The sequence below is a fragment of the Streptomyces niveiscabiei genome, from assembly GCF_033794345.1.
Taxonomy (GTDB): domain Bacteria; phylum Actinomycetota; class Actinomycetes; order Streptomycetales; family Streptomycetaceae; genus Streptomyces; species Streptomyces niveiscabiei.
In genome coordinates this window covers 104,862-127,975 of the sequence record NZ_JARAYJ010000022.1, presented here as the reverse complement: position 1 = coordinate 127,975, position 23,114 = coordinate 104,862, and the positions used below count along the sequence as shown (strand labels likewise).

The 23,114-nt window shown below is 74.0% G+C and carries 18 protein-coding genes and 1 pseudogene; 6 read left to right on the top strand and 13 right to left on the bottom strand.

Going from position 1 to position 23,114, the window contains the following annotated elements:
• Positions 1 to 54: 54 nt before the first annotated feature.
• Entirely contained in the window at positions 55 to 1,374 is a 1,320-nt protein-coding gene (locus tag PV682_RS27440; protein WP_319734446.1) for an ABC transporter substrate-binding protein, read from the top strand.
• A 12-nt stretch (positions 1,375 to 1,386) separates the two neighbouring features.
• Here the strand turns inward: PV682_RS27440 and PV682_RS27435 are convergent, their stop codons facing one another.
• Positions 1,387 to 2,997, bottom strand: a complete 1,611-nt coding sequence (locus tag PV682_RS27435) for a hypothetical protein (protein WP_319734444.1) — start codon at positions 2,995 to 2,997, stop codon at positions 1,387 to 1,389.
• Positions 2,998 to 3,158: 161 nt separating this feature from the next.
• Positions 3,159 to 4,544: a transcriptional regulator gene (locus PV682_RS27430; RefSeq protein WP_109362042.1), complete on the bottom strand. Its 1,386-nt coding sequence runs from the start codon at positions 4,542 to 4,544 to the stop codon at positions 3,159 to 3,161.
• A gap of 424 nt (positions 4,545 to 4,968) precedes the next feature.
• Here PV682_RS27430 and PV682_RS27425 point away from each other — a divergent pair, with 424 nt between their 5' ends.
• Positions 4,969 to 5,631 carry a bifunctional DNA primase/polymerase gene (locus tag PV682_RS27425; RefSeq protein WP_319734441.1) on the top strand — a complete coding sequence of 221 codons (663 nt, stop codon included), beginning with the start codon at positions 4,969 to 4,971 and terminating at the stop codon, positions 5,629 to 5,631.
• A gap of 204 nt (positions 5,632 to 5,835) precedes the next feature.
• On the opposite strand, the pseudogene PV682_RS27420 reads toward PV682_RS27425, so the two are convergent.
• Positions 5,836 to 6,600 (bottom strand): annotated as a pseudogene (locus tag PV682_RS27420) (alpha/beta fold hydrolase); the annotation flags it as partial.
• Between the two features lie 1,322 nt (positions 6,601 to 7,922).
• Positions 7,923 to 8,615 (bottom strand): metal-dependent transcriptional regulator, encoded by a 693-nt coding sequence (locus PV682_RS27415; protein WP_010357798.1) that lies wholly within the window; start codon positions 8,613 to 8,615, stop codon positions 7,923 to 7,925.
• Between the two features lie 294 nt (positions 8,616 to 8,909).
• On the opposite strand from PV682_RS27415, the gene PV682_RS27410 reads away from it, so the two are divergent.
• Positions 8,910 to 9,665: an SIS domain-containing protein gene (locus PV682_RS27410; protein ID WP_319734437.1), complete on the top strand. Its 756-nt coding sequence runs from the start codon at positions 8,910 to 8,912 to the stop codon at positions 9,663 to 9,665.
• Positions 9,666 to 9,687: 22 nt separating this feature from the next.
• Here PV682_RS27410 and PV682_RS27405 read toward each other — a convergent pair whose 3' ends face one another.
• Both PV682_RS27405 and PV682_RS27400 read right to left on the bottom strand, forming a co-directional pair.
• Entirely contained in the window at positions 9,688 to 11,091 is a 1,404-nt protein-coding gene (locus PV682_RS27405) for a PAS domain-containing protein (RefSeq protein ID WP_319734435.1), read from the bottom strand.
• Positions 11,092 to 11,133: 42 nt separating this feature from the next.
• Entirely contained in the window at positions 11,134 to 11,580 is a 447-nt protein-coding gene (locus tag PV682_RS27400; protein ID WP_407705750.1) for a GNAT family N-acetyltransferase, read from the bottom strand.
• A 109-nt stretch (positions 11,581 to 11,689) separates the two neighbouring features.
• Here PV682_RS27400 and PV682_RS27395 point away from each other — a divergent pair, with 109 nt between their 5' ends.
• Positions 11,690 to 12,460, top strand: a complete 771-nt coding sequence (locus PV682_RS27395) for an SDR family NAD(P)-dependent oxidoreductase (protein WP_319734431.1) — start codon at positions 11,690 to 11,692, stop codon at positions 12,458 to 12,460.
• Between the two features lie 560 nt (positions 12,461 to 13,020).
• Positions 13,021 to 14,037, top strand: coding sequence for an isopenicillin N synthase family dioxygenase (locus PV682_RS27390; RefSeq protein ID WP_319734429.1), 1,017 nt, complete (start codon positions 13,021 to 13,023; stop codon positions 14,035 to 14,037).
• A 56-nt stretch (positions 14,038 to 14,093) separates the two neighbouring features.
• Here the strand turns inward: PV682_RS27390 and PV682_RS27385 are convergent, their stop codons facing one another.
• On the bottom strand, positions 14,094 to 15,194 hold the full coding sequence (locus PV682_RS27385; protein WP_109362048.1) for a citrate synthase 2: 1,101 nt from the start codon (positions 15,192 to 15,194) through the stop codon (positions 14,094 to 14,096).
• 384 nt (positions 15,195 to 15,578) lie between these two features.
• Here PV682_RS27385 and pdxH point away from each other — a divergent pair, with 384 nt between their 5' ends.
• Positions 15,579 to 16,265: a pyridoxamine 5'-phosphate oxidase gene (gene pdxH / locus PV682_RS27380; protein WP_319734427.1), complete on the top strand. Its 687-nt coding sequence runs from the start codon at positions 15,579 to 15,581 to the stop codon at positions 16,263 to 16,265.
• Between the two features lie 97 nt (positions 16,266 to 16,362).
• Here pdxH and PV682_RS27375 read toward each other — a convergent pair whose 3' ends face one another.
• From PV682_RS27375 to PV682_RS27350, 6 genes are read right to left on the bottom strand one after another with little or no spacing between them, the layout of a single operon-like run.
• Entirely contained in the window at positions 16,363 to 16,896 is a 534-nt protein-coding gene (locus PV682_RS27375) for a hypothetical protein (protein WP_319734425.1), read from the bottom strand.
• 59 nt (positions 16,897 to 16,955) lie between these two features.
• A complete protein-coding gene (locus PV682_RS27370; protein WP_319734423.1) occupies positions 16,956 to 17,690 on the bottom strand; it encodes a TetR/AcrR family transcriptional regulator in 735 nt (244 codons plus the stop codon).
• Positions 17,691 to 17,749: 59 nt separating this feature from the next.
• Positions 17,750 to 18,484: an enoyl-CoA hydratase family protein gene (locus PV682_RS27365; RefSeq protein ID WP_319734421.1), complete on the bottom strand. Its 735-nt coding sequence runs from the start codon at positions 18,482 to 18,484 to the stop codon at positions 17,750 to 17,752.
• Complete coding sequence (locus tag PV682_RS27360; RefSeq protein ID WP_319734419.1) at positions 18,481 to 20,049, bottom strand: 4-coumarate--CoA ligase family protein; 1,569 nt, start codon at positions 20,047 to 20,049, stop codon at positions 18,481 to 18,483. Before PV682_RS27360 ends, PV682_RS27365 begins: the two co-directional genes overlap by 4 nt.
• A gap of 26 nt (positions 20,050 to 20,075) precedes the next feature.
• Entirely contained in the window at positions 20,076 to 21,236 is a 1,161-nt protein-coding gene (locus tag PV682_RS27355; RefSeq protein WP_319734417.1) for an acyl-CoA dehydrogenase family protein, read from the bottom strand.
• Entirely contained in the window at positions 21,233 to 23,107 is a 1,875-nt protein-coding gene (locus PV682_RS27350) for an acetyl/propionyl/methylcrotonyl-CoA carboxylase subunit alpha (RefSeq protein ID WP_319734415.1), read from the bottom strand. The genes PV682_RS27355 and PV682_RS27350 overlap by 4 nt, the downstream gene beginning before the upstream one ends.
• Positions 23,108 to 23,114: the final 7 nt, after the last annotated feature.

Here is a 23,114-nt window from a genome sequence, read left to right as displayed (position 1 = left end):
ATGTCGACCGCGGGTAACTCCGGAGTTGGGGATGTGACGGAAGCGTGTGTGCCCATGACCGGCAGGCGACGCACGCGCAGCACCTTCCTCCCCGGGACCGGCCGCTTCACCAGGTCTGTCAGAACGAGAACGGCGACGCTGGTGGCCGGCGCGTCGCTGGTCGCCGGATGCGGGGTCGTCCCCGGTACCACGGGGGGTGCCGGGGACGGGCCCGTCGTGGTGATGACGTGGGCCCCGCAGGACACCGGCGCGACGAACAAGCCGGGGATGCCGGCCTTCGCGCAGGCGTACGCGCGCTGGGTGAACGACCACGGCGGCCTGGGCGGCCGTGACCTCAAGATCCTGACCTGCAACGACCACAACGACACGGTGGGCGCGGCGCAGTGCGCGCGGCGGGCGGTCAAGGAGGGCGCGGTCGCGGTCGTCGGCTCGTACAGCCAGTACTCGAAGTCGTTCTTCCCGCCGCTGGAGGGCGCGGGCGTCCCGTACATAGGCGGCTACGGCGTCACCGAGGACGAGTTCAAGAGCCCCCTGTCGTACCCGGTGAACGGCGGCCAGCCGGCCCTGCTCGCGGGGCTCGGCGAGGAACTGGCGAGGTCCTGCGGGCGGATCGCGCTGGTCCGGCCGGACACGATCGCGGGCGACTCGCAGCCGGTGATGCTGGACGCGGGCCTGGAGACGGGGGGCCACGCCGCGGCGGACGACCAGCGGGCCGCCGAGGACGCGGCCGAGTACGGTACGGCGGCCGAGGCCGCGCTCAAGGTGGCGACCGGCGGGTCCGCGGCGAAGAAGGCGAAGGAGGGGTGTGTCGTACCGGCGCTCGGCGACCGGACGAGCATCTTCATGGACTCCTTCCGCCGGGTCCGCGACGAGTACCCCGAGGTGCGGACGGCGTCGGTGCTCGGCAGCGTCGACCAGCCGGAGATCGACTCGACGGGCGGGGCGGACGGGCCGTACGAGGGGGCGTACGTCACCGGCTGGTATCCCGTCGCGAGCGACAGGCGGTGGGACGAGATGAAGAAGATCATCAAGGAGGAGGCGTTCTCCGACACGCGGATCGACGCGGAGGACACGGGAGTGCAGACGACATACCTCGCGTTCACGGTCCTCAAACAGGCCGTCGAGTCCCTCAAGGGTGAAGATGTGACGGCCAGTTCGCTGCGGAGCGCTCTCGACGACGGGCTGAAGGCCGGCACGGGCGGGCTCACTCCCACCCTCGACTGGGAGTTCTCCGGGCGCCTCGGGTCGGTCGGCTTCCCCCGGATGGTCAACGCGGCGGTGACGCTGCAAGTGGTGCGCGGGGGACGGCTGGTGGCCGCCCGCGACGACTTCGTGGACGTGACGAAGTCGCTCCAGGCGGCGAGCCTGCGGTAGCTCCCGAGAACCTCAGAGCTGCGTCGGCTGGCGCTCCGTCAGCCCGTACTTCTTCGCGATGACGTTCCACAGCGCCGCCGCCTTCGCCTTCTGCTGCGTCGCCGTACCGCTCTCCCGGTTCCCGGCGGCCGTCTCGGGCGTCGTACGGGCCTGGCCCTTGCGGCAGCCCTTCTTGTCGCCGGCGACCTGGTCGGCCCAGGCTGCGTAGTGGTCGTCGGCGGCGGCGGAGGCCTGCCACGCCTTGGTGAGGGCGCCGGTGAGGGCCTCGTGGTCGGGGAGCTTGTCGACGGACAGGGCGGACAGCCTGGTCACCAGGTCGTTGCGCTGCCCGGCCGCGGCGCGCAGGTCGGCGGCGGCCTTGTCCAGGTTGTCGCACGCCTTGACGTCGGCGACCGCGCCGATCACCGTCGCGCGGCTGCTGCCGCTGTCCGCGAGCAGCTTGTCCAGCGCGGCGGCCTGCGCCTCGGCGCCGTCCCCGGCCTTCGTGCCGGCGCCCTCGCCCGGGTCGGCGGACGCGGCGACGTTCGTGCTGCCCGCCTTGTCGTCGTTCCCGCCGCTGCCCATCAGGGCCCCGGCGCCTATCCCGACGGCCGCGAGCGCGACGCCCGCCGCGATGATCAACGGCACCTTGGAGCGGCTGCGGCCACCCCGGCCGCGCGCGTCGTCGTCGTAGTCGTAGTCGTGCGAGGGCTGCCGGGCGTGCGGCGCGGGGGGCTGCTGCCCGCCGTACGGGGCGGGCTGCGGCGGACGGGCGTACCCCTGCTGGGGGTATCCGTAACCCTGCTGCGGCGGGATTCCCCCGGACGGGGCCGCCCCGGGGCCGTCGCGGAACAGGTTCTCGAACCCGGCGGGGGCGCCGCCGCCCGCGGGCACGGGCGGGATGACCTGCGTGGCCTCGGAGTCGCCGGGGGACGGCATCGCGCCCGGGTAGCCGCCCATCTCCGGCGGCAACGCGCCCGGCGTGACCGGCGGCAGGACCTGCGTCGCGCCCTCCTCTACGGGCGGGACGGGCGGGAGGTACTGCGTCGCGCCGTCCGGCGCGTACCCGGCCCCGGCGGCCGGGTTCGGGCCGTCGACGACCGGGGGCAGGTACTGCGTGGCGCCCTCGGAGCCCTGGAATCCGGGGGCCTGGCCGGGATATCCACCGACGCCCGGGCCCCCGCCCATGCCCGGGTTCTGGCCCGGCAGGGCGCCCGCGTTCGGGGCCTGGCCCGGGTAGCCGCCGTCCGTCACCGGCGGGATGTACTGGGTCGCCCCCTCGTCCATCGGCGGCAGCGGCGCGCTCTGGCCGTAGGCGGCGGGGGGCTCGTACGGCTGCTGGTAGGGGGTCTGGTCGTACGTCGGCGCGCCCTGGCCGCCGTACGTCACCGGGGAGTCGCCGCCCTCGGGGGGCAGGGGCCAGCTCTGGGTGGTCGGGTGGGACGGCTGGGCCGGGGGCTGGGTCCAGCCCTGGCCGGCGACCGGCGCGGCGGGGTCCGGCTGGGGGGCGTAGCGGGGAGGCGGAGGGAGCGCCGCCGCGCCCGTCATGCCCGGCAGCAGCGGCTCACCGCCGTCGGAGGGCAGCACGATGCCTTCGCGCGCGGGCCGCGCCGAGGGCTCCTCGCCCTGTCCACTCTGCGCCACGGGGACTCCTCCGAACGGGGGACTTCACGACAGTCGTCGGCTCACGCTACCGGGTCCCCGGAATCCCGTACCACACAGCTCAGGCCGTGACCTGGCGTCCTGTGACGTCGCTAACAGCGCCGACCGCCGTACTGGTGGGTACGGCGGTCCGGTGCGCGTGCTCAGGCCGCCGTCTGGAGGTCGAGGCGGGCCCCGAACTCCCGGACGACGGGCTCGTCCCGGTAGGGCTCCAGGCGCTGCTGGAGGTCGTCGAGGTACTCCGCGCCCCGGTTGGAGCGGAGGGTCTCCAGCAGGTCGACCGCCTTGAGGCCGGTGTGGCAGGCCTGCTCGATCTCGCGCTGCTGGACCTGCGCGGTGGCGAGCAGGACGTACCCGATGGCGCGCCGGCGCGCGCGCGTGGCGGGGTGGCCGGCGAGGGACTGTTCGGCGCAGCGGGCGGCGGCGTCCGCCTGGCCGAGGTCGCGGTGGCAGTGGGCGAGTTCGTCGGCGAGGTACGCCTCGTCGAAGTGGGCGATCCAGGGCGGGTCGTCCCCGGTGTCGGTGTCGGCGGCCTCCAGCGCGGACAGGGCACGGGAGGAGGAGAGCTGGGCGGCGCGGACGTCGCCGAGGAGGGCGTGGCCGCGGGCCTCGGCGGCGTGGAACATCGACTCCGCGCGCGGGGTGACGCGCCCGCGCGCCCCTTCCTGCGCGGCGCGCGCCAACTGGGCGATCTCGCGCGGGTTTCCGAGCTGGGCGGCGAGGTGGCTCATGGACGCGGCCAGGACGTACCCGCCGTAGCCTCTGTCCCCCGCCGCCTGCGCGAGCCGCAGCGACTGGATGTAGTACCGCTGCGCGAGGCCCGGTTGGCCCGTGTCGACGGCCATGTAACCGGCCAGTTCGGTGAGTCGGGCGACCGCAGCGAACAAGTCCCGCCCCACCGCCTCCCGGTAGGAGCCGGCGAGCAGTCCGGAGACGACGCTGTTGAGGTAGTGGACGACGACGGGGCGCACGTGCCCGCTGCCGTACTGGTGGTCGAGGTCGACGAGGGCCTGCGTCATCGCGCGGACGGCGGCGACGTCGGACTGGCCCACGCGCGGGCCGGCGGTACGGGCGACCTGCGCGTCCGGCGCGGAGATCAGCCAGTCGCGGCTGGGTTCGACGAGCGCCGAGGCGGCGACCGAGGAGCCCGAGAGGAAGTCGCGCCGGCCCACGTCGCTGCGCCACAGCTCGCAGACCTGCTCGATCGCGCCGAGGACCGTCGGGGAGAACTGGAGGCCGACGCCCGAGGCGAGGTTCTTGCCGTTGGCCATGCCGATCTCGTCGATCGTGACCGTACGGCCGAGTTTGCGGCCCAGCGCCTCGGCGATGATCGCCGGTGCGCGGCCCCGCGGTTGCTGTCCGCGCAGCCAGCGGGCGACGGACGTCTTGTCGTAGCGCAGGTCGAGGCCGTGCTCCGCCCCGCACATGTTGACCCGGCGGGCGAGCCCGGCGTTCGAGCACCCCGCCTCCTGGATGAGCGCCTGCAACCGTTCGTTCGGCTGCCGCGCGACAAGCGGCCTTGCGGCCATGGCGTAACCCCCTGTGGCTGCGGTGCCTGCCACGCACCGAGTTGACGTGTCTTCCACCGGTCGGCTCCGGGTTGGTCGTCCTCGGGTCCGGCTGTTCAGGATCCGGACCCGTAACCGAAAAAATCCGGCCGTGAAGATCAGTGCCCCGCTGACCTGACGAAAATGCGGGACTTGCGAGGATTGCCGGGGTGGCGGGCCGGACCTGGACAGAGCGCTGCCCTGGACGTGACTCCCCGTTCCCCCCGATTTGTGACTACCCGTTCCGCGGCGCTTTCCTGCCCCGCGCCCCCGGACGTGCACCCATGCGCCCCGAAGGCCGAAGCGGTGCTCTCCCCCGCGCACTTGAACATCCGTCAGAGCCGTCCTGGACCCCGCTTCCGCCCGAGCTTTCGGGCACGCGTAACCCCTCGTGACCGCTAGAGTTGTGCTCACCGTGGAAGAGACCATTGCCGGCGTCGCCGAAGCCACCCAAATCCCGAAGCAGCGCGGGGAAACGCTGCTGGAAACCGCCGTCCGCTATGCCGAGGAGCGCCATTGGGACGTGTTCTCCGGCACCTGGCTGGAAGCCGTCGACGGAGTGCAGCGCTGCTCCTGCGGTGACGCCAAGTGTGCCGCTCCCGGCGCACATCCCGTGCGCCCCGACTGGGCGTCCCAGGCGACGGGGAGTGCGACCGTCGCCCGCAGGATGTGGCAGAAGCAGCCCTCGGCGTCCATCCTGCTGCCGACCGGGCGCACCTTCGACGCGATCTCCGTGCCCGAGACCGCGGGGTTCCTCGCGCTCGCGCGGATGGAGCGGATGGAGCTGACTCTGGGGCCCGTGACCCTCTCGCCCGACGGACGCATGCAGTTCTTCGTCCTTCCCGGGGCCTCGGCCAAGGTTCCCGACCTGCTGCGGCGCATCGGCTGGTCGATCGGCGCGCTCGACCTCGACGTCCTCGGGGAGGGCTCGTACGTCGCCGCTCCGCCGACGCGTCTCGGCTCCCGCGCCGTCCAGTGGGCCTGCCGTCCCACCGCCGCGAACCGTTGGCTCCCCGACGCGGAGGAGCTGATCTCACCGCTTGCCTACGCGTGCGGCCGGGACCGGTAACTCCGGTCTGTTCACCAGGGTGTTCATTCGAACTGGTCGGGCCCGACGGGCCGGAGGTCCACGCCGACGCGGGGACCTGGGGCGGGGCCCGACCGAGGGGTGTATGGGGGCCGAGGGCTTGAGTGGTTGTTCTGCGCGCCTGCCGTAGCTGCGGGCAGTCGCCTCAGCCCCACCGCCCCCGATCCTGTTCCCGGACGGTTGCCCTCACTCCGCGAACGCCCCCTCCAGGAACGGTTCGATCGCCGCCCGCCACGCCTCCGGCTGGTCGTAGTGGACGAGGTGACCGGCGTCGGAGACTTCCGCGTACTGCCCCCGGGGAAGGACGCGGACCATCTCCTGGGCCTCCGCGCGGCCGAGTTCGCCGTCGAGGCCGCGGACCACGAGGGACGGACACTGGACCTGCGCGAGTTCCTCCCAGTGAGCGTCGTACACCCACGTCTCCCGGGACTTGAGCATCTGCTCGGGCTCGAAGACGGGCCGCCAGCCGTCCGCGGACTCGTGCATGACCTCCGCGTAGAACGCCCCGCGCGCGGGATTGGGCCGCTCGACCCAGGGATCGTCCTCACCGAACCACTTGCGGACGTCCGCGAGCGTCGCGAACGGCACGGGCCACGACCTGAACCAATCCGCCCACTCCCGCTGCGACGCCGCCCCCAGCGCGGACGCCCGCATGTCACAGACGATCAGCCCCCGCACGAGATCGGGCCGCTTCGCGGCGAGCTGCCACCCGGTGAGCGCCCCCATCGCGTGCCCGATGAGTACGGCGGGCCCGAGCCCGAGCTGCTCCAGCGCCGCCTCGGCGTCCTCGACGTACGCCTCACGCGTGAACGCGGCCTCCGGAGGCTTCTCGCTCTGCCCGTGCCCCCGCTGGTCCAGCGCCACCGCGCGATGCCGCTCGGAGAGCCAGCGGGCGGTGGACGCCCAGTGCGAAGCGCGGCCCATGAGGCCGTGGAGTAAGAGCACACCGGTCCGGGACTCACCGGCATCGCCCCGGGACGCGCCACCCGGACGGGCACCGGCGCCTTCCCGGCCGCCGCGAGCGCCATCCTGGGGTACGCCGCCCTCGGGGGCACCGGCACGGGGTACGCCGCCCTCGGGGGCACCGGCACGGGGTACGCCGCCCTCGCGAGCGCCGTCCCTGAGTACGCCGTCCTGGCGGGAGCCGTCCTGGCGGGAGCCGTCCTCCGGCCCGCCGCCGCCCTCCAGGCCCACGCCCTCTGGCAGGCCCACGCCCTCAGGGCCCATGCCCCCGAAGCCGCCGCCCTCGTGAGAACCACCCGAAAGAGCGCCCCGCGCGGAGCCGCTCCCTGAACCGCCCGCCCCCGGCGACCCCTCGGCCGGCGATGCCCCCCGCCCGTTCCCCGAAGGGCCCCGCGCCCCCGGCTGGTCCGGAATCGGCTTGGGCGGGTCACCGAACTCCCAGGCCGCGAGACGTACCCCACCGGCCCCGGTCACCTCGATGCGTCGCGCCATCGATCTGGCACCCCCCTGGCTCCGCTCGGCCCGCCCGCTCCCGCTCGAGCCCACCGGTCCGAGTCAACCGCTTCGTGTCTGCCGTCGTACCACTACCGCCGTGTCCTGCTCCCGCCACCGGACCGCCCCGCCCCCTCCCGCCCGAAGCGCGGCCTCCGCTTGTGCGGCCCCTCACCCGCAGCGTATCGAATGCACATTCGAGAAACGGAGTCTCCGGCGGCAACACCGCTCGTTCGAGTGACAGTGCTCAAGGAATGATCGCCGCTGCCGAGGGGAGATCTTCAGCGGGAGGCGGACCGGCCGGGGAAACCGGTCCGAGGGGAACGACCCTGGGAGCTCGGGGCTCCGGGTCGGTACAGGGGAGGACAGGCCCCGGTGCTTCACGGCACCGGGGCCCTTCTCACGTCTGCGGCACATCTTCCCGCCCCCTCCGGTCATATGCCTCACGCGACAGCCTCGCACGCGCGGCGCCCGAGCGCTGCGATTCGGCACAGGGAATCTTCGGCTTCGAGCCCCCCGAAGGGAACCCAACCGCCGCGAGCGGCTCAGGAGTTGACCATGCCCCACGATCGAGCCCCGCACGCCCGCAGGTACGCGGCGCTCGCAGAGCCCCGGCACGGCACACCGGGCCCGCCGCGGACACCCGCCCACTCAGCACCGGCCCCGCCCTCGACCCGGCGCACGACACCATCCCGAAGCCCCGCGCGCGCCCCCGGCGACGGCACCCGCCCCCCGGACCGGCCCTCGCCTCACCGGAGCCCGGCCTCGGCCCACGCACTCGGCCTCGGCCTCGGCCGAACCCCGTCGCCCCCGTCGGTTCAGCGCTTGGCCACGAACACGTGGGACGCGACGTCCGACTCCAGCTCCGCCGCCTCGCCGCCGCTGCCGACCAGGACCCCGCCTGCGGACTCGGTCACGCTGACGACGGAACCGGGCTGGACGCCCGCGCGCCGGAGCGTGTACATGAGCTGCGCGTCCGTCTGGATGGGCTCGCCGATGCGGCGTACGACGACGGTCTTGCCCTCCGTGCCGGGGTCGAGGTCGGCGAGGGAGACCATGCCCTCGTCGAGGAACGGGTCGGCGCCGTCCTTCTCGCCGAGCTCCTCCAGGCCGGGGATGGGGTTGCCGTAGGGCGACTCGGTGGGGTGGCGCAGGAGCTCCAGGACGCGACGCTCGACGGCCTCGCTCATCACGTGCTCCCAGCGGCACGCCTCCGCGTGGACCTGCTCCCACTCCAGGCCGATGACGTCGACGAGGAGGCACTCGGCGAGGCGGTGCTTGCGCATCACGCGCGTGGCGAGACGGCGTCCCTCGTCGGTCAGCTCCAGGTGCCGGTCCGTGGCCACGGAGACGAGGCCGTCGCGCTCCATGCGCGCGACCGTCTGGCTCACCGTCGGTCCGCTCTGGTCGAGGCGCTCGGCGATCCGGGCGCGCATGGGGACCACACCTTCCTCCTCCAGCTCGAGGATGGTGCGGAGATACATCTCCGTGGTGTCGATCAGTCCGGACATTCGTGCCCCTCGATTTGCTCTGCCGAAGGCTCGACGGCTCTCGGCGCGTGCGCTGGCCCTGTCCCCAATTCTGCCGGATACCACTGACAACCGTGCCGCGCCGGCGAAACCCCTTCCCACGAGACACCTCCGAGGAGGGGCGCAGCCCCTCGAACACCCCATCCCGGCCGTCCGCCGACCCTCCGCGCACTCCTCGGCCGGTCCCCGGTCCGCTCGCCCCCGTATTGACACCGCACTGGTCCAGACCGCACGGTGATCCGCGGAACGGCGGGTACGGCGCGAAGGGGCTCGGGGATGGGTGGGTCAGGGGTCGGTGAGCGGTTCTTCGAGGCCGCCCTCGCACTGCTGGAGCGCGTGCGCGCGGAGGAGGCCGGCGCGGTCGAGGCGGCGGGCGAGCTGCTCGCGGACACCGTCGTCGAGGGAGGCCGCCTGTTCGCCTTCGGCGCGGGCCACTCCTCGCTCGCCGCGCAGGACCTCGTCTACCGCGCGGGCGGCCTCGCGGTGATGAACCTGCTGTCCGTGCCGGGCCTGGTCGGCGTGGACGTCCGGCCCGCGACGCTCGGCTCCGCGCTGGAGCGCGTGGACGGCCTCGCCCAGGTCGTCCTGGAGACCTCGCCCCTGCGCGCGGGCGACGCGCTGATCGTCGTGTCCCTGTCGGGCCGCAACCCGCTCCCCGTGGAGATGGCCCTCCACGCGCGCGCACGCGGGGTGAAGGTCATCGGCGTCACGTCGCTCGCGTACGCGGCCGAGACGGCCTCCCGCCACTCCTCGGGGACGTTCCTGAAGGACCACTGCGACCTGGTCCTCGACTCCAAGATCCCGGTCGGCGACGCCGAGTTGACCCTCGCCGGCGTCCCCGCCCCCTTCGCGCCCGCCTCCACGGCCGTCACCTCGGCCCTCCTCCAGGCGGTGGCGGCGACGACGGCCGCCGCGCTGGCCGCACGCGGCGTGGAACCGCCCCTCCTGCGCTCGGGCAACGTCGACGGCGGCCACGAGTGGAACGCGCGCGTGCTGGAGGAGTACGGCGACCGGATCTTCTACCGGAGCTGAGCGGCGGACCCCACTGCACCCGCTAGCTCGGCCCCTCCCCCGTCACTCCCGCCAGGTCCAGCGCCGCCGCGATCCGTACGGCGACGTCCTCCGCGTATGTCGTGTCGGTGCGCTCGAAGGCCGTACGCCCGCGCCCGCGCAGGAAGGTGACCGCGCCGAGCGTGCGGCCCCGGCTGCGCAAGACGGTGGACAGGGCGTGGACGGTGTCCTCGGGCCACTGGCGCGTGCGCGCCCAGACGCGGGCCTGGTCGGCGGGGAGGCCGGCGGCTCCGGCGCGGACGGTGCCCGCGCGGGCGACGCACTGGAGCGCCGGGTGGCCCTCGGGGTAGCCGACGGGGAGCCCGGGGTGGGCGCTCAGGGCGCTCGGCCCGGGGCCGCCCGCGGGGGTGGCGGCGACGCGCACGAGCCGTACGGGCGTGACGAGGTCGCCGTCCGCGCGCGGGCTGCCGTGGACGCGGTCCAGGAAGGCGTGGTCGGCGAAGCCGGCGAGCGCGAAGTCGAGGTGGACGCTCGCGGCCTCGGCGGGGTCCTCGCACTCGGCCGCAGCGCGCGCGGCGCGGTGCAGCTGGTTGGCGCGGAAGCGCAGCAGGGCCGCCTCCTGCTCGCCCTGCTTGGCCTCGGTGACGTCCTGGAAGAGCCAGCCGACGCCGAGCGGCACGGGCTCCTCCGCGAGCGGCGAGGAGAGCCGTACGAAGCCGCTGCGCCAGCAGCGCCGCTTCTCGCCGTCGGGGGTGCGCACGCCGATCCACATCTCGGCGGGCGCGGGCGGGGCGCCCTCGGCGAGGACGTGCGTGAGGGCGCTCTCCAGCTCCTGGACGCCGTAGGTGAGCAGCTCGCCCAGCGGGCGGCCCAGGACGGCCGTACGGCCCGTGCCGAGCGCCCGCGCGGCGTGCGTGTTGACGACGGCGGGGCGCAGGTCGGCGTCGATCAGGACGACGCCCCAGGAGGCGTCCTCGAACAGGGCCTCGCTGAGCGCGATGGACCGTTCCAGGTCGATCTGCGCGTGCACCTCGCTGAAGGCGCAGTACAGCCCGGCGGGCTTGCCGTCGGGCCCGCGTACGGCGGACGACTGGGTGCGTACGAGGACCCGGCCGCCGTCCTTGGTGAGGAGCGCGAACTCGTGCACCTGGCGCCCGGCCGCGTGCATGGCGGCCATCAGGCGGCCCTCGACCTCCTCGGCGTCCGCGCTGCGCACCGCCCAGCCCGCGAAGCCGTGCCGGCCCACCGCCTCCTCGGCGCTCCACCCGAGGATGCGCTCCGCCTCGCGGTTCCAGTGCGTGACGACCCCGTCGGCGTCGAACGCGCACAGTGCCGCGTCCATGCCGTCCAGCAGCGCGGCGAGCAGGTCGAACCCGTACGGCCCGTCCCTGCCGGGCTCGTCCGGGCCCAGCTCGTCGGTGGTCCCCCTACGCCGGGAAGCGCTCACCTGGACCCCCTGCCAGCGTCGGTTCGCTCACTCGCCCTTCATTCAACTGGAACGTGACTCAGCCCACACTGTGTTCCCGGAAGCCGGTGCGAGATTCGTGATCCTCAGATCGACCCACCAGTCGTCGCCATCGTCCTCCAGGGTGTACCGCTCGACCTCGGCGAAGCCCCGCGCGCGGGCGAAGTCCAGGCCGTCGGTGTTCACGGCCAGCACGCACGTCTCGATCACCTCGGCGCCCAGCTCGCGCGCGTGCGCGAGGGCGTGCCGGTACAGCGTGCCGCCGTACCCGCGCCCGCGGAACTCGGGCAGCACGCGCGCGATGACGGTCGCGGTCCCTTCGCGCGGGGGCCTGACGGTCGAGCAGCCGACGAGCACGCCGTCGGCGTACGCGTTCTCCAGCCGGTAGCGTCCCGCGCGCTCCTCGACCTCGGCCAGGGACAGCGCGGCGGGCGGCACGACGGTGTTGTGGACGTGCCGCCACTGTTCCAACTGCTGCTCGCCGACGGCTGGTTCGATACGGAAGCCGATCACCCTCAGAGCCGAACACGCACCCGCGCGCGTGTCAACGTGAGACGCCCACCGCATCGAGGAGCCCCACATGATCGACACACGCCTGACCGGAAAGAACGTCCTGGTGACCGGGGGCGCGGGCAACATCGGCGCCGCCATCAGCCGCGCGTTCGCCGCACAGGGCGCGCGCGTGGCGGTCCACCACCTCCCCGAGGACCCGCCCGCGCCGGACGGCGTCTCCTGGGCCCACGTCACACCGGGCGCGGCGGCGGCCGAGGCGCTGGCGCGGGAACTGGGCAACGGCTCCTTCGCAACCGGCGCGGACCTGTCACACCCCGACGACCTGCCCCGCCTGCTCGACGCCACCGGCCCGGTCGACGTCCTGGTCAACAACGCGGCCCACTGCGAAACCCCGGACGACGCCGGAACCCTGACCGCCGCATCCCTGGAACGGCACTACCGGGTCAACACGATCGCCCCGGCACTGCTGATCGCCGAGGTGGCCCGACGGCACGCCGGCGGCCCCCCGCCGGTCGTCGTGAACGTCTCCACGGACGCCGCCCGCGCCTTCCCCGGCCAGCTCGGCTACGGCAGCTCCAAGGCGGCCCTGGAGGCCCTCACACGGGCTCTGGCGCTCGATCTGGGGCCGCGGGGCATCCGGGTCAACGCGGTCGCTCCTGGGCCCGTGCAGACGGGCTGGATGGACGAGGCGCTCGCGGCGGAGGTCGCGGCACTGGTGCCGCTCGGGCGGGTCGGGGAGCCGGGCGACATCGCGGACGCGGTGGTGTTCCTCGCCTCGCACCAGGCGCGGTGGATCACCGGGCAGGTGGTCCAGGTCGCGGGCGGGCACGCGCTGTGACCCCGGGTGCCTCAGCCGCGTGCCTCATCGGCGTACAGAAAAAAACCGGTTGAGGTGTCCCGGAGGTGGTTCCTAGGGTGTGAGGCACACGAGAAGGGAGGTGGTTCGGCAGATGTATGGAAACCGGACGCGTGAGGTGACTGCGGGCTAGCGCCCGTCACCCGCAGTGCGGTGCCGGACTCGCGCGTGAGCGTTGCGCGCCGCCGGCCCAGTCCCAAAGCAGTCACCCGACCCGCGAGTCGCCGGTACGTCCGGCCGGCTCCTCCACGGAGGAACCCGACTCGCGGGTCGCCTGCGTTCCCGGAGGATTTCCGGGGAGTGACCTGCGCCACGCACGAATCTTTCGCCGAGCGGTAACCTCGGCTTCATGCTTCCGCTCGTCCGACGCCGCCACGTGGACTACGTCCGCGTCACGAGCATGGGCTGTCGACGCTCCGTCTGAGCCTCCAGCCCCGCATTCCCGGCCGCCCCGTTCGGCTGTCGCCTCCTGCTCACCCGGCACCCGTGCCCGCGCCCCACCCACGGCGGCGGGCCGGCCCCCGTACACCTACGGACGCACCATGACGAACCCGTCGTACCAGCAGCTCCCGATCATCGACCTCTCCGCGGCGGACGCGGGCCCCCGCGCGCGTGCGCGGCTGCACGAGCGCCTGCACAGCGCCGCGCACGACGTCGGCTTCTTCCAGCTCGTGGGCCACGGCGTGCCGGACGGCGAGACGGCCGCCCTGCTGACGGCGATGCGCCGCTTCTTCGCGCTGCCGGAGGCCGAGCGCCTGGCCCTGGACAACGTGAACTCGCCGCACTTCCGCGGCTACACGCGCACGGGCGACGAGCGCACCGCCGGCCGCCAGGACTGGCGCGACCAGCTCGACATCGGCGCCGAACGCCCCGCGCGCGTGCCGGGCCCCGGCGAGGCGCCGTACTGGTGGCTGGAGGGCCCCAACCAGTGGCCCGCCGCACTGCCCGAGCTGCGTACCGCGGCACTGCGCTGGATCGACCGCCTCAGCGCCGTCTCCGCGAAGCTCCTGCGCGAGCTGCTGGCGTCCATAGGCGCCGATCCCGGCTTCTACGACTCCGCGTTCGGCGCGCACGCGCACCCGCACCTGAAGCTCGTCCGCTACCCCGGGAACGCCGGGAACGGCGCCGACCAGGGCGTCGGCGCGCACAAGGACTACGGCTTCCTCACGCTGCTCCTCCAGGACCAGGTGGGCGGTCTCCAGGTCCAGCGCGAGGACGGCCTCTTCCACGACGTGCCGCCCCTGGAGGGCGCGTTCGTCGTCAACCTGGGCGAGCTGCTGGAGGTCGCGACCAACGGCTACCTGCTCGCCACCAACCACCGCGTCGTCTCCCCGCCGACGGCCGTGGAACGTTTCTCCGTGCCGTTCTTCTACAACCCGCGCCTGGACGCGCGCGTGGAGCCGCTGGTGTTCCCGCACGCGACGTCCGCGCGCGGGGTGACGACGGACCCGGCTAACCCCTTGTTCGCGGAGTACGGGTTCAACGAGCTGAAGGGCAAGCTGCGCGCGCACCCGCTGGTGGCGGAGCGGCACCACGCGGACCTGCTGTCCCCGGCGTAACGCCTCGCGCGCGCGTGCCTTCCCGTCGGCGTCGCGCGCGCGTGCTCCGGTCGGCGTCAGCCGGTGAGGCCGTCGTACCCGTCGATCTCGCGCGGGTCGCGGCCCGCCGGACCGACGTACCGCGCGGAGGGCCGCACCAGCCGTCCCGTCCGCTTCTGCTCCAGGATGTGCGCCGACCAGCCCGCTGTACGCGCGCACGTGAACATCGACGTGAACATGTGCGCCGGGACCTCCGCGAAGTCGAGGACGATCGCCGCCCAGAACTCGACGTTGGTGGCGAGCACCCGGTCGGGCCGGCGGGCGTGCAGTTCGGCGAGGGCGGCCTTCTCCAGGGCCTCGGCGACCTCGAACCGGGGCGCGCCGAGTTCCCGCGCGGTGCGGCGCAGCACGCGCGCGCGAGGGTCCTCGGCGCGGTAGACGCGGTGGCCGAAGCCCATCAGCCGCTCACCCCGGTCGAGCGCCTGGCGGACGTACGCGTCGGCGTCCCCCGTGCGCTCGATCTCCTCGATCATGCCCAGCACGCGCGAGGGCGCGCCCCCGTGCAGCGGGCCGGACATGGCCCCGACGGCGCCGGAGAGCGCGGCGGCGACGTCCGCGCCGGTGGAGGCGATCACGCGCGCGGTGAACGTCGAGGCGTTCATGCCGTGCTCGGCGGCGGACGTCCAGTACGCGTCGACGGCGGCGACGTGCCGGGGGTCCGGCTCGCCGCGCCAGCGGATCATGAACCGCTCGACGACGGAGCGCGCCTTGTCGATCTCCCGCTGCGGCACCATCGGCCGCCCCTGTCCGCGCGCGGACTGCGCGACGTACGAGAGGGCCATCACAGCGGCCCGCGCGAGGTCGTCGCGGGCCTGGCCCTCGTCGATGTCCAGGAGGGGCTTCAGGCCCCACACAGGGGCCAGCATGGCCAGCGCGGACTGCACGTCGACCCTGATGTCCCCGGAGTGCACCGGGATCGGGAACGGCTCGGCGGCCGGCAGGCCGGGGTCGAACGCGCCGTCGACCAGCAGGCCCCAGACGTTGCCGAACGAGACGTGCCCCACCAGGTCCTCGATGTCGACGCCCCGGTACCGCAGGGCGCCGCCCTCCTTGTCCGGTTCGGCGATCTCCGTCTCGAACGCGACGACTCCTTCGAGACCGGGTACGAAGTCGGACATCAGGCGGCTCCTCGATGTGTGGGGCGGGCGGGTACGGGTCGTTCCGGGGTGCGGCCGGCGTTCGCGGGCGGGCCGGGTCGGTGGGCGGCGGTGGTCCGCGCGCGGGGAGCGATCGTCCTCGCGGGCGCGCGCGGGGTGAGTCGTTCTCGCGTGCTGCTGTTCGCGTGCCGTTGTTTGTGTGCTGCTGGTTCCGGGCGCGCACAGCCGGTTGCGGCTCCCGCTGTGCGGCATCAGCACCATATCCCCGGGTGTCACCCTTGGGGAGGTCGTACGGCACTGAGTGCCACCCAAAGGGTGCCCGGCGGAACGCCGGGGCATGCCTGGGCCGTCCGGCGGTCCCGCGCGCGTGCGCGTTCCGGCAGACCACCCCGCGCGCGCCCGCGGATGCGGCAGGATGACCGCGTGAACGACCACGACGCCGCTTCCCCCGATCCCGCCGCGATGCGTACGCAGTACCGGGCGGAGGGCCTTGCCGAGGACGCCCTTGCCGCGACCCCGGTGGAGCAGTTCGCCCGCTGGTTCAAGCAGGCCGCCTCCGAGGCGCACCTGTTCGAGCCGAACGCGATGGTCGTCTCCACCGCCGACGCCGAGGGGCGGCCCAGCGCGCGCACGGTGCTGCTGAAGCACTTCGACGAGCAGGGGTTCGTCTTCTACACGAACTACGGCTCCCGCAAGGCCCGCGACCTCGCCGAGAACCCGTACGTCTCGCTGCTGTTCCCCTGGCACCCGATGGCCCGCCAGGTCATCGTGCGCGGCGTGGCGCGCCGTACCGGGCGCGACGAGACGGCCGCGTACTTCCGCACCCGCCCGCACGGCTCCCAGCTCGGCGCCTGGGCCAGCGCGCAGTCCTCCGTCGTCCCCTCGCGCGCGGAACTCGACGCGTCGTACGCCGAGTTGGCGGCGCGCTATCCCGAGGGGGAGCAGGTGCCGGTGCCCCCGCACTGGGGCGGGTTCCGGGTCGCTCCCCAGTCGGTCGAGTTCTGGCAGGGCCGGGAGAACCGGCTCCACGACCGGCTGCGGTACGTCGAGGAGGCGGACGGAGGGTGGCGGGTGGAGCGGCTGAGCCCCTGAGGCGCCGGGGCCTTGAGCCGCGGGAACCGTGAGCCGTCGGGGCCCTGGGGCGAGCGCCCGCCCGGAGTTCCCGCGCCCCCGCGCGCTTGAGGTGCCGTCAGATCTTGCCCCAGAGGTACGCCGTGCGGTGGCCCTCCAGGACGCCGGTCATGCGCGCGCGGAACGCGTCGGAGAGGTCGGGCCAGTCCCAGAACTTCAGGCCCAGGTGGCCGAAGGCGAAGGGCGCGTTGTCCCACCGCCAGTCCGGCAGGGGCGCGGTGCGCGTGCAGGACGGGCAGGTCAGGGTCGCCGTACCCGCCTCGGACCAGGTCTCGATCGCCGTGCCGACCCAGGCCCAGCCGTCCGCGTCCAGCCCTCTGCGGGCGGCGCAGCTCGGGCAGACGGCGTGTTCCGGGGCGTCCGCGCCGCTGTGGAAGGCCCCGCGCCCCACGTGCGCCGCGAGCCCGCCCGACGGCTCGTGGTCCCAGTCGTCGTCCACGGCCCGCGCCCAGCCGGGACCGGCCGCGTACCCCCTCGCGTCCGCCACGACGATCCCCTCCCCCACCAGCCACGCGATGACCCGCTCCTTGAGCCGGGCCGCCTCCGCCTCGCCCGTGTCGAGGTCCACGATCACCTGGAACCGATCTCCCATGCCCCCACCGTAGAACCCGCCACCGACAACGCCCCCGACCTGCGCCTTCTCACCGCCCCTCACCCCAGCTCGGCCTCCACCAGCGCCACCCACTGCCCCACGACCCGCTCCCGCCTGGCCCGGTCGTCGGTGAGGAGGTTGGCGAGGCCGAGCCCCCGGGCCATGTCCAGCAGGCCCTGCACGGTCTCGCGCGCGCCGGGCCTGCTCTCGTCGGCGCCGAGGAGTTCGACGGCGATGCGATGGGTCTCCCGGCCCACGCGCGCCTCCAGTTCGGTGACCCGGGGCCGGAGCTGCTCCTCGTTGGAGGCGGCGACCCACAGGTGCAGGGCGGCGCGGAACAGGGGCCCGGTGTAGAGGTCGACCAGCGCGCCGACGACGGCCGCGCGGTCGGTGGCCCCCTGCGGGAACAGCGCGCGCAGGGCACCGGACCGCTCCTCGGCGACGTACTCGACGGCGGCGGTGAACAGGTCCTCGCGGGTGGGGAAGTGATGCTGGGCGGCACCCCGTGAGACCCCCGCGCGCTCCGCGACGACGGCGACCGTGGACCCCGCCCACCCGTACTCGGCGAGACAGGCGACGGCGGCCTCCAGCAGCCGCTGCCGGGTGACGCGACTGCGGTCCTGCTTGGGCACGCGGTCGTTGGGCGGGCGGTCGGCGGAGGCGCGGACTTCCCGCGCGTGCCCGTCCGGCCCCTCTTGCCCCCGCGCGCGGGTGCCGGACGTACGGTCCCCCTGCTGGTCGTCCGGCGCCCGGCCGGCCGACACGCGCTCTGCCCGCGCGCTTTCTCCCCGCATCCCTTCCTCCCGTGCTCGCTCCTCCGGCATCCGTCCTCCCCGCGCGCGGTCGTCCGCGGTCACAGCACCCATGCGGGATCCCGTCGTTCGAGGAAGGCCGTCATGCCCTCGCGGGCCGCGGGCGAGGCGAAGAGCCGCGCGGAGAGGGCCGTCAGCTCGGCGGCGTCCCGGTCGAAGGCTTCGAGAACCTTAGCCGTGAGCAGCCGTTTCGTCTCGGCCAGCCCGTCGGGCGCGGACCGGCGCAGCCCGTCGAGGACGGGTGCGAGGGCGGCGTCGACGTCGTCGCCGGCGACGGTCACGAGCCCGGCGCGCACGGCCTCGGCGGCGTCGAACCGCTCGCCGGTGAGGCAGTACCGCGCGAGCGCGCGCGGGTCGGCGCGGGGCAGCAGGGGCAGCGAGATGACGGCGGGCGCGACCCCGATGCGCACCTCGGTGAACGCGAACGTCGATCCGGTGGCCGCCCCGGCGACGTCGCAGGCGGCGACGAGCCCGAGGCCGCCCGCGCGCACGTGCCCCGCCACACGCGCGACGACCGGCTTGCCGAGCCCGACGACCGCGCGCAGCAGCCCGACGAACTCCTCGGGCGCGGGCGGGTCCTTGAGGTCGGCGCCCGCGCAGAACGTGCCCCCGCTGTGGGTGAGGACGACGGCCCGTACGGCGGGGTCCCGCGCGCAGTCGGCGAGCGCGTCCGCGAGGCCGGTGACGAGGGCCGCCGAGAGGGCGTTGCGGGTGTCCACGGCGTCGAGGCTGAGGCGTTCGACGCCGCGTTCGCGGCTGCGGCCGATCAGGGTCATGCGCGCTCCCTCAGCTCGCGTCGGAGGATCTTCCCGGAGGCCGCGCGCGGGACGGCGTCGACGAAGGTGACCTTGCGTACGCGCTTGTAGGGCGCGACGCGTTCGGCGACGTACATCAGCACCTCCCCCTCGGAGAGGCCGGCGGCGTCGGGGCGGCGCACCACGTGCGCGTGCGGGACCTCGGTGCCGTCGTCGCCGTACATGCCGATCACGGCGGCGTCGGCTATCCCGGGGTGGGTGAGCAGGAGGGCTTCGAGTTCGGCGGGAGCGACCTGGAAGCCCTTGTACTTGATGAGTTCCTTGACGCGGTCGACGACGTACAGCCAGCCGGCGTCGTCGGCGTACCCGATGTCCCCGGTGTGCAGCCAGCCGTCGGCGTCGATCATCGCGGCGGTGGCGTCCGGGCGCCCGAGGTAGCCCTTCATCACCTGGGGCCCCCGGAAGAGCAGTTCACCGGCCTCTCCGGGGCCGAGGTCCTTGCCGGGGTCGTCGAGGGAGACGATCCGCATACGGGTGCCGCCGATGAGCTTGCCGACGGTCCCGGGCGGGGCGGCGGCCATGGCGTCCAGGGGGACGACGTGGGTGGCCGGCGACAGTTCCGTCATGCCGTACGCCTGGCCCACGGGCGGGAGGTTCAGCCTGCGCGCGCACGCGGCGGCGAGGCCGGCGTCCAGGGGCGCGGCGGCGCTGATGGCGTACTTCAGGGACGACAGGTCGTAGCGCTCGACGGCGGGGTGCCGGGCGAGCGCGAGGACGATCGGCGGGGCGACGTACAGGCCGGTGATGCGGTGTTTCTCGACGGCCGCGAGGAACGTCTCCAGGTCGAAGCGGGGCAGGACGACGACGGTGGCGCCCCGGCGCAGGGGGACGTTCATCAGGGCCGTCAAGCCGTAGATGTGAAAGAGCGGGAGTACCGCCAGGATCCGGTCGCCCGGGCCCGAGGGCATCACGGGCTCCAGCTGGGCCAGGTTGGTGGCGATCTGGCGGTGGGTCAGCATGACGCCCTTGGGGAGCCCGGTCGTCCCGGACGAGTACGGGAGGGCCGCGACGTCCTCCGCCGGGTCGATGTACGGGCTCGGTTCGGGGGCCTGGGAGGCGAGCATGCCGATCAGCGAGCGGTGTCCGCGTGCCTCGTCGCAGACGAAGATCTCCTCGACGCCGCCCGCGAGTTCGGCCGCGCGCCGGGCGGTCTCCAGCAGCGGCGAGACGGTGACGATCCAGCGGGCGGCAGAGTCGCGCAGCTGCCCCGCGAACTCCTCGGGCGTGTACTGGGGATGGACGGTGGTGACCGAGGCGCCCGCGCGCGTGGCGGCGTAGAAGGCGATGGGGAAGGCGACCGTGTTGGGGCTGTGCAGGGCGAGCACGTCGCCCTTGCGCACGCCCGCGTCGGCGAGCGCGGCGGCGACGCGCCGGTGGAAGCGGTCCAGCTGCTCGTAGCTGAGGGTCGTGCCGTCGGTGCCGTCGATCAGCGCGGGCAGGTCGCCGAACTCTGCGGCGCGGCCCAGGACGGCGTCGTGGATGGGCAGGTCGACTGCCGGGACGTCTGCGTACTCGCTGCGGAACACGGTTCCTCCTCGCACAGGGGCGGCGGTCAGTACGACTTGGGCAGGCCCAGGCTCTGGTGGGAGACGTAGTTGAGGATCATCTCGCGGCTCACCGGGGCGATACGGGCCACGCGCGAGACCGTTATCAGCGAGGCGAGGCCGAACTCGCGCGTGAGGCCGTTGCCGCCGAGGGTGTGCACGGCCTGGTCGACGGCCTTCACACACGCCTCTCCGGCCGCGTACTTCGCCATGTTGGCGGCCTCGCCCGCGCCCGTGTCGTCCCCCGCGTCGTACAGGCAGGCCGCCTTCTGCGTCATCAGGCGGGCGAGTTCGAGGTCGATGTGCGCCTGCGCGAGGGGGTGGGCGATGGCCTGGTGGGCGCCGATGGGGGTGTCCCAGACGGTGCGTTCGCGGGCGTACTCGACGGCTCGCGCGAGCGCGTAGCGGCCCATGCCGATCGCGAAGGCGGCCGTCATGATCCGCTCGGGGTTGAGGCCGGCGAAGAGCTGCGCGAGGCCCGCGTCCTCGTCGCCGACGAGGGCTTCGGCGGGGAGGCGGACGTCGTCCAGGGCGAGTTCGAACTGCTTCTCCGCGCCGTGCAGTTCCATGTCGATCTTGCGGCGGGTGAAGCCCGGCGCGTCGCGCGGGACGATGAACAGGCAGGGCTTGAGGCGGCCCGTGCGCGCGTCCTCGGTGCGGCCGACGATGAGGGTGGCGTCGGCCGCGTCCACGCCCGAGACGAAGACCTTGCGGCCGGTGAGGAGCCAGTCGGCGCCGTCGCGGCGGGCCGTGGTGGTGATGCGGTGGCTGTTGGAGCCGGCGTCGGGTTCGGTGATCCCGAAGGCCATCAGGCGGGAGCCGTCCGCGAGCGCGGGGAGCCACTCGCGCCGCTGCGCCTCGGTGCCGAAGCGGGCGATCACCGTGCCGCAGATCGCCGGGGAGACGATCATCATCAGCAGGGGCGAGCCGGCCGCGCCCAGCTCTTCGAGGACCAAGGCGAGTTCGGCGATGCCGCCGCCCCCGCCGCCGTACTCCTCGGGGAGGTTCACCGAGATGTAGCCGAGTTTCGCGGCCTCCTGCCACAGCTCGGTGGGGTGGCGGCCCTCGTCGACGACCTTCGTCAGGTAGGCACGGCCGTAGCGCCTGCCGAAGGCCGCGACCGCCTCGCGCAGGGCCTTGTGCTCGTCGGATTCGATGACCTGGCTCACGGTGCCGCTCCTTCGCTTTCGTCCTGTCGGTCGCCCTCGACCACGGCCAGCAGGGCTCCCACCTCCACCTGCTGTCCCGCCTGTACCTCCAGCGCCGTCAGCGTCCCGGAGACCGGGGCCGAAAGGGCGTGTTGCATCTTCATCGCTTCGAGCCACACGATCGGTTCGCCCGCCTCGACACTCGATCCGGTGACAAGGCCGGGCGCGACCTTGACGACCGTGCCGGGCATCGGCGCGACCAGCGAACCCGGGGCGCGCTGGGGTACCGGGTCGGGGAAGCGGGGCAGCGCGGTCAGGGCCGTCCCGTTCACGTGCACGCGGTCGCCGTAGCGCGCGACCTCGAACCGGCGCCGTACGCCGTCCGCTTCGAGGACGACGGTCCCCGCGTCGGCGTGGACGACGCGCACCCCGTCCGCGTCGAGGCCCGCGCGGGTGTGCCGGTACTCGACCTCGTGCTCCTCCCCCGCCAGCTCGTACCGCTTGCGCTGGGGCTGCGAGGGGACGTTGCGCCAGCCGCCGAAGCGTGAACGGCCGTGTGCGTCCGCGAGAGCCGCCGCGAGAGGGGCGAGCGGGTCGGCGGGCGCGCGCGTGAGGGCGGTGAGGTGGCGGTCGTAGAAGCCGGTGTCCATGCGCGCGTGCGTGAACTCCTCGTGGCGCAGGGAGCGCAGGAGGAGGTCCCGGTTGGTCGTCGGGCCGTGGACGGCGGCCCGTTCGAGGGCGCCGGCCAGCTTGCGGACCGCTTCCGCGCGCGTGGGCGCGTGGGCGATCACCTTGGCGAGCAGCGGGTCGTAGTGGACGCCGATCGTGTCGCCGTCGGCGTACCCGGTGTCCAGGCGGACGCCGCCCGGGACGGCGAGGCGGTGCAGGGTGCCGGTCTGGGGGGTCCACGCGCGCGCGGGGTCCTCGGCGTAGAGGCGGGCCTCGATCGCGTGCCCGCGCGCGGGAGGCGGTTCGTCCGCGAGGGCGGCCCCTTCGGCGATCCGGATCTGCTCGGCGACGAGGTCGAGACCGAACACGGCCTCCGTGACGGGGTGTTCGACCTGGAGGCGGGTGTTCATCTCCAGGAAGTGCGCCGTGCCGTCGGGGGCGAGGAGGAACTCGACGGTCCCGGCGCCGGCGTACGACACCGCGCGCGCCGCGCGTACGGCCAGGTCCCGCAGTTCCCGCCCGGTGGCCTCGGACAGCCCCGGCGCGGGCGCCTCCTCGATCACCTTCTGGTGGCGTCGCTGGAGCGAGCAGTCGCGCGTGCCGAGCGCCCACACCGTGCCGTGCGTGTCGGCGAGGATCTGCACCTCGACGTGGCGCCCGCGCTCGACGTACGGCTCTACGAACACCTCGCCGTCCCCGAAGGCGCTCGCGGCCTCCGCGCGGGCGGCCTCCAGGGCGGGGGCGAGGTCCCGCGCGCGGCGCACGATCCGCATGCCGCGCCCGCCGCCCCCGGCCGCCGCCTTCACCAGCACCGGCAGGTCGGCGTCGGTGACGTCCGTCAGCGGGGCGATCCCCATGAGGGCCTTCGCGCGCGTCTTGGACGCCATCGCCTCGATCGCCTCCGGGGGCGGCCCGATCCACACCAGGCCGGCGTCGAGCACCGCGCGCGCGAAGGCGGCCTTCTCGGACAGGAAGCCGTACCCGGGGTGCACGGCGTCCGCGCCGGACGCGAGGGCGGCCTTCACGATCAGGTCGCCGCGCAGGTACGTCTCGGCGGGCGTCGCCCCGGGCAGCCGTACGCAGCGGTCGGCCACGCGCGCGTGCAGGGCGTTCTCGTCGGGGTCGGAGTGCACGGCGACCGTGCCGATGCCCGCCTCGCGGCAGGTGCGGAAGATCCGGCAGGCGATCTCGCCCCGGTTGGCGACCAGAACGGTGGAAATCACAAGGCAC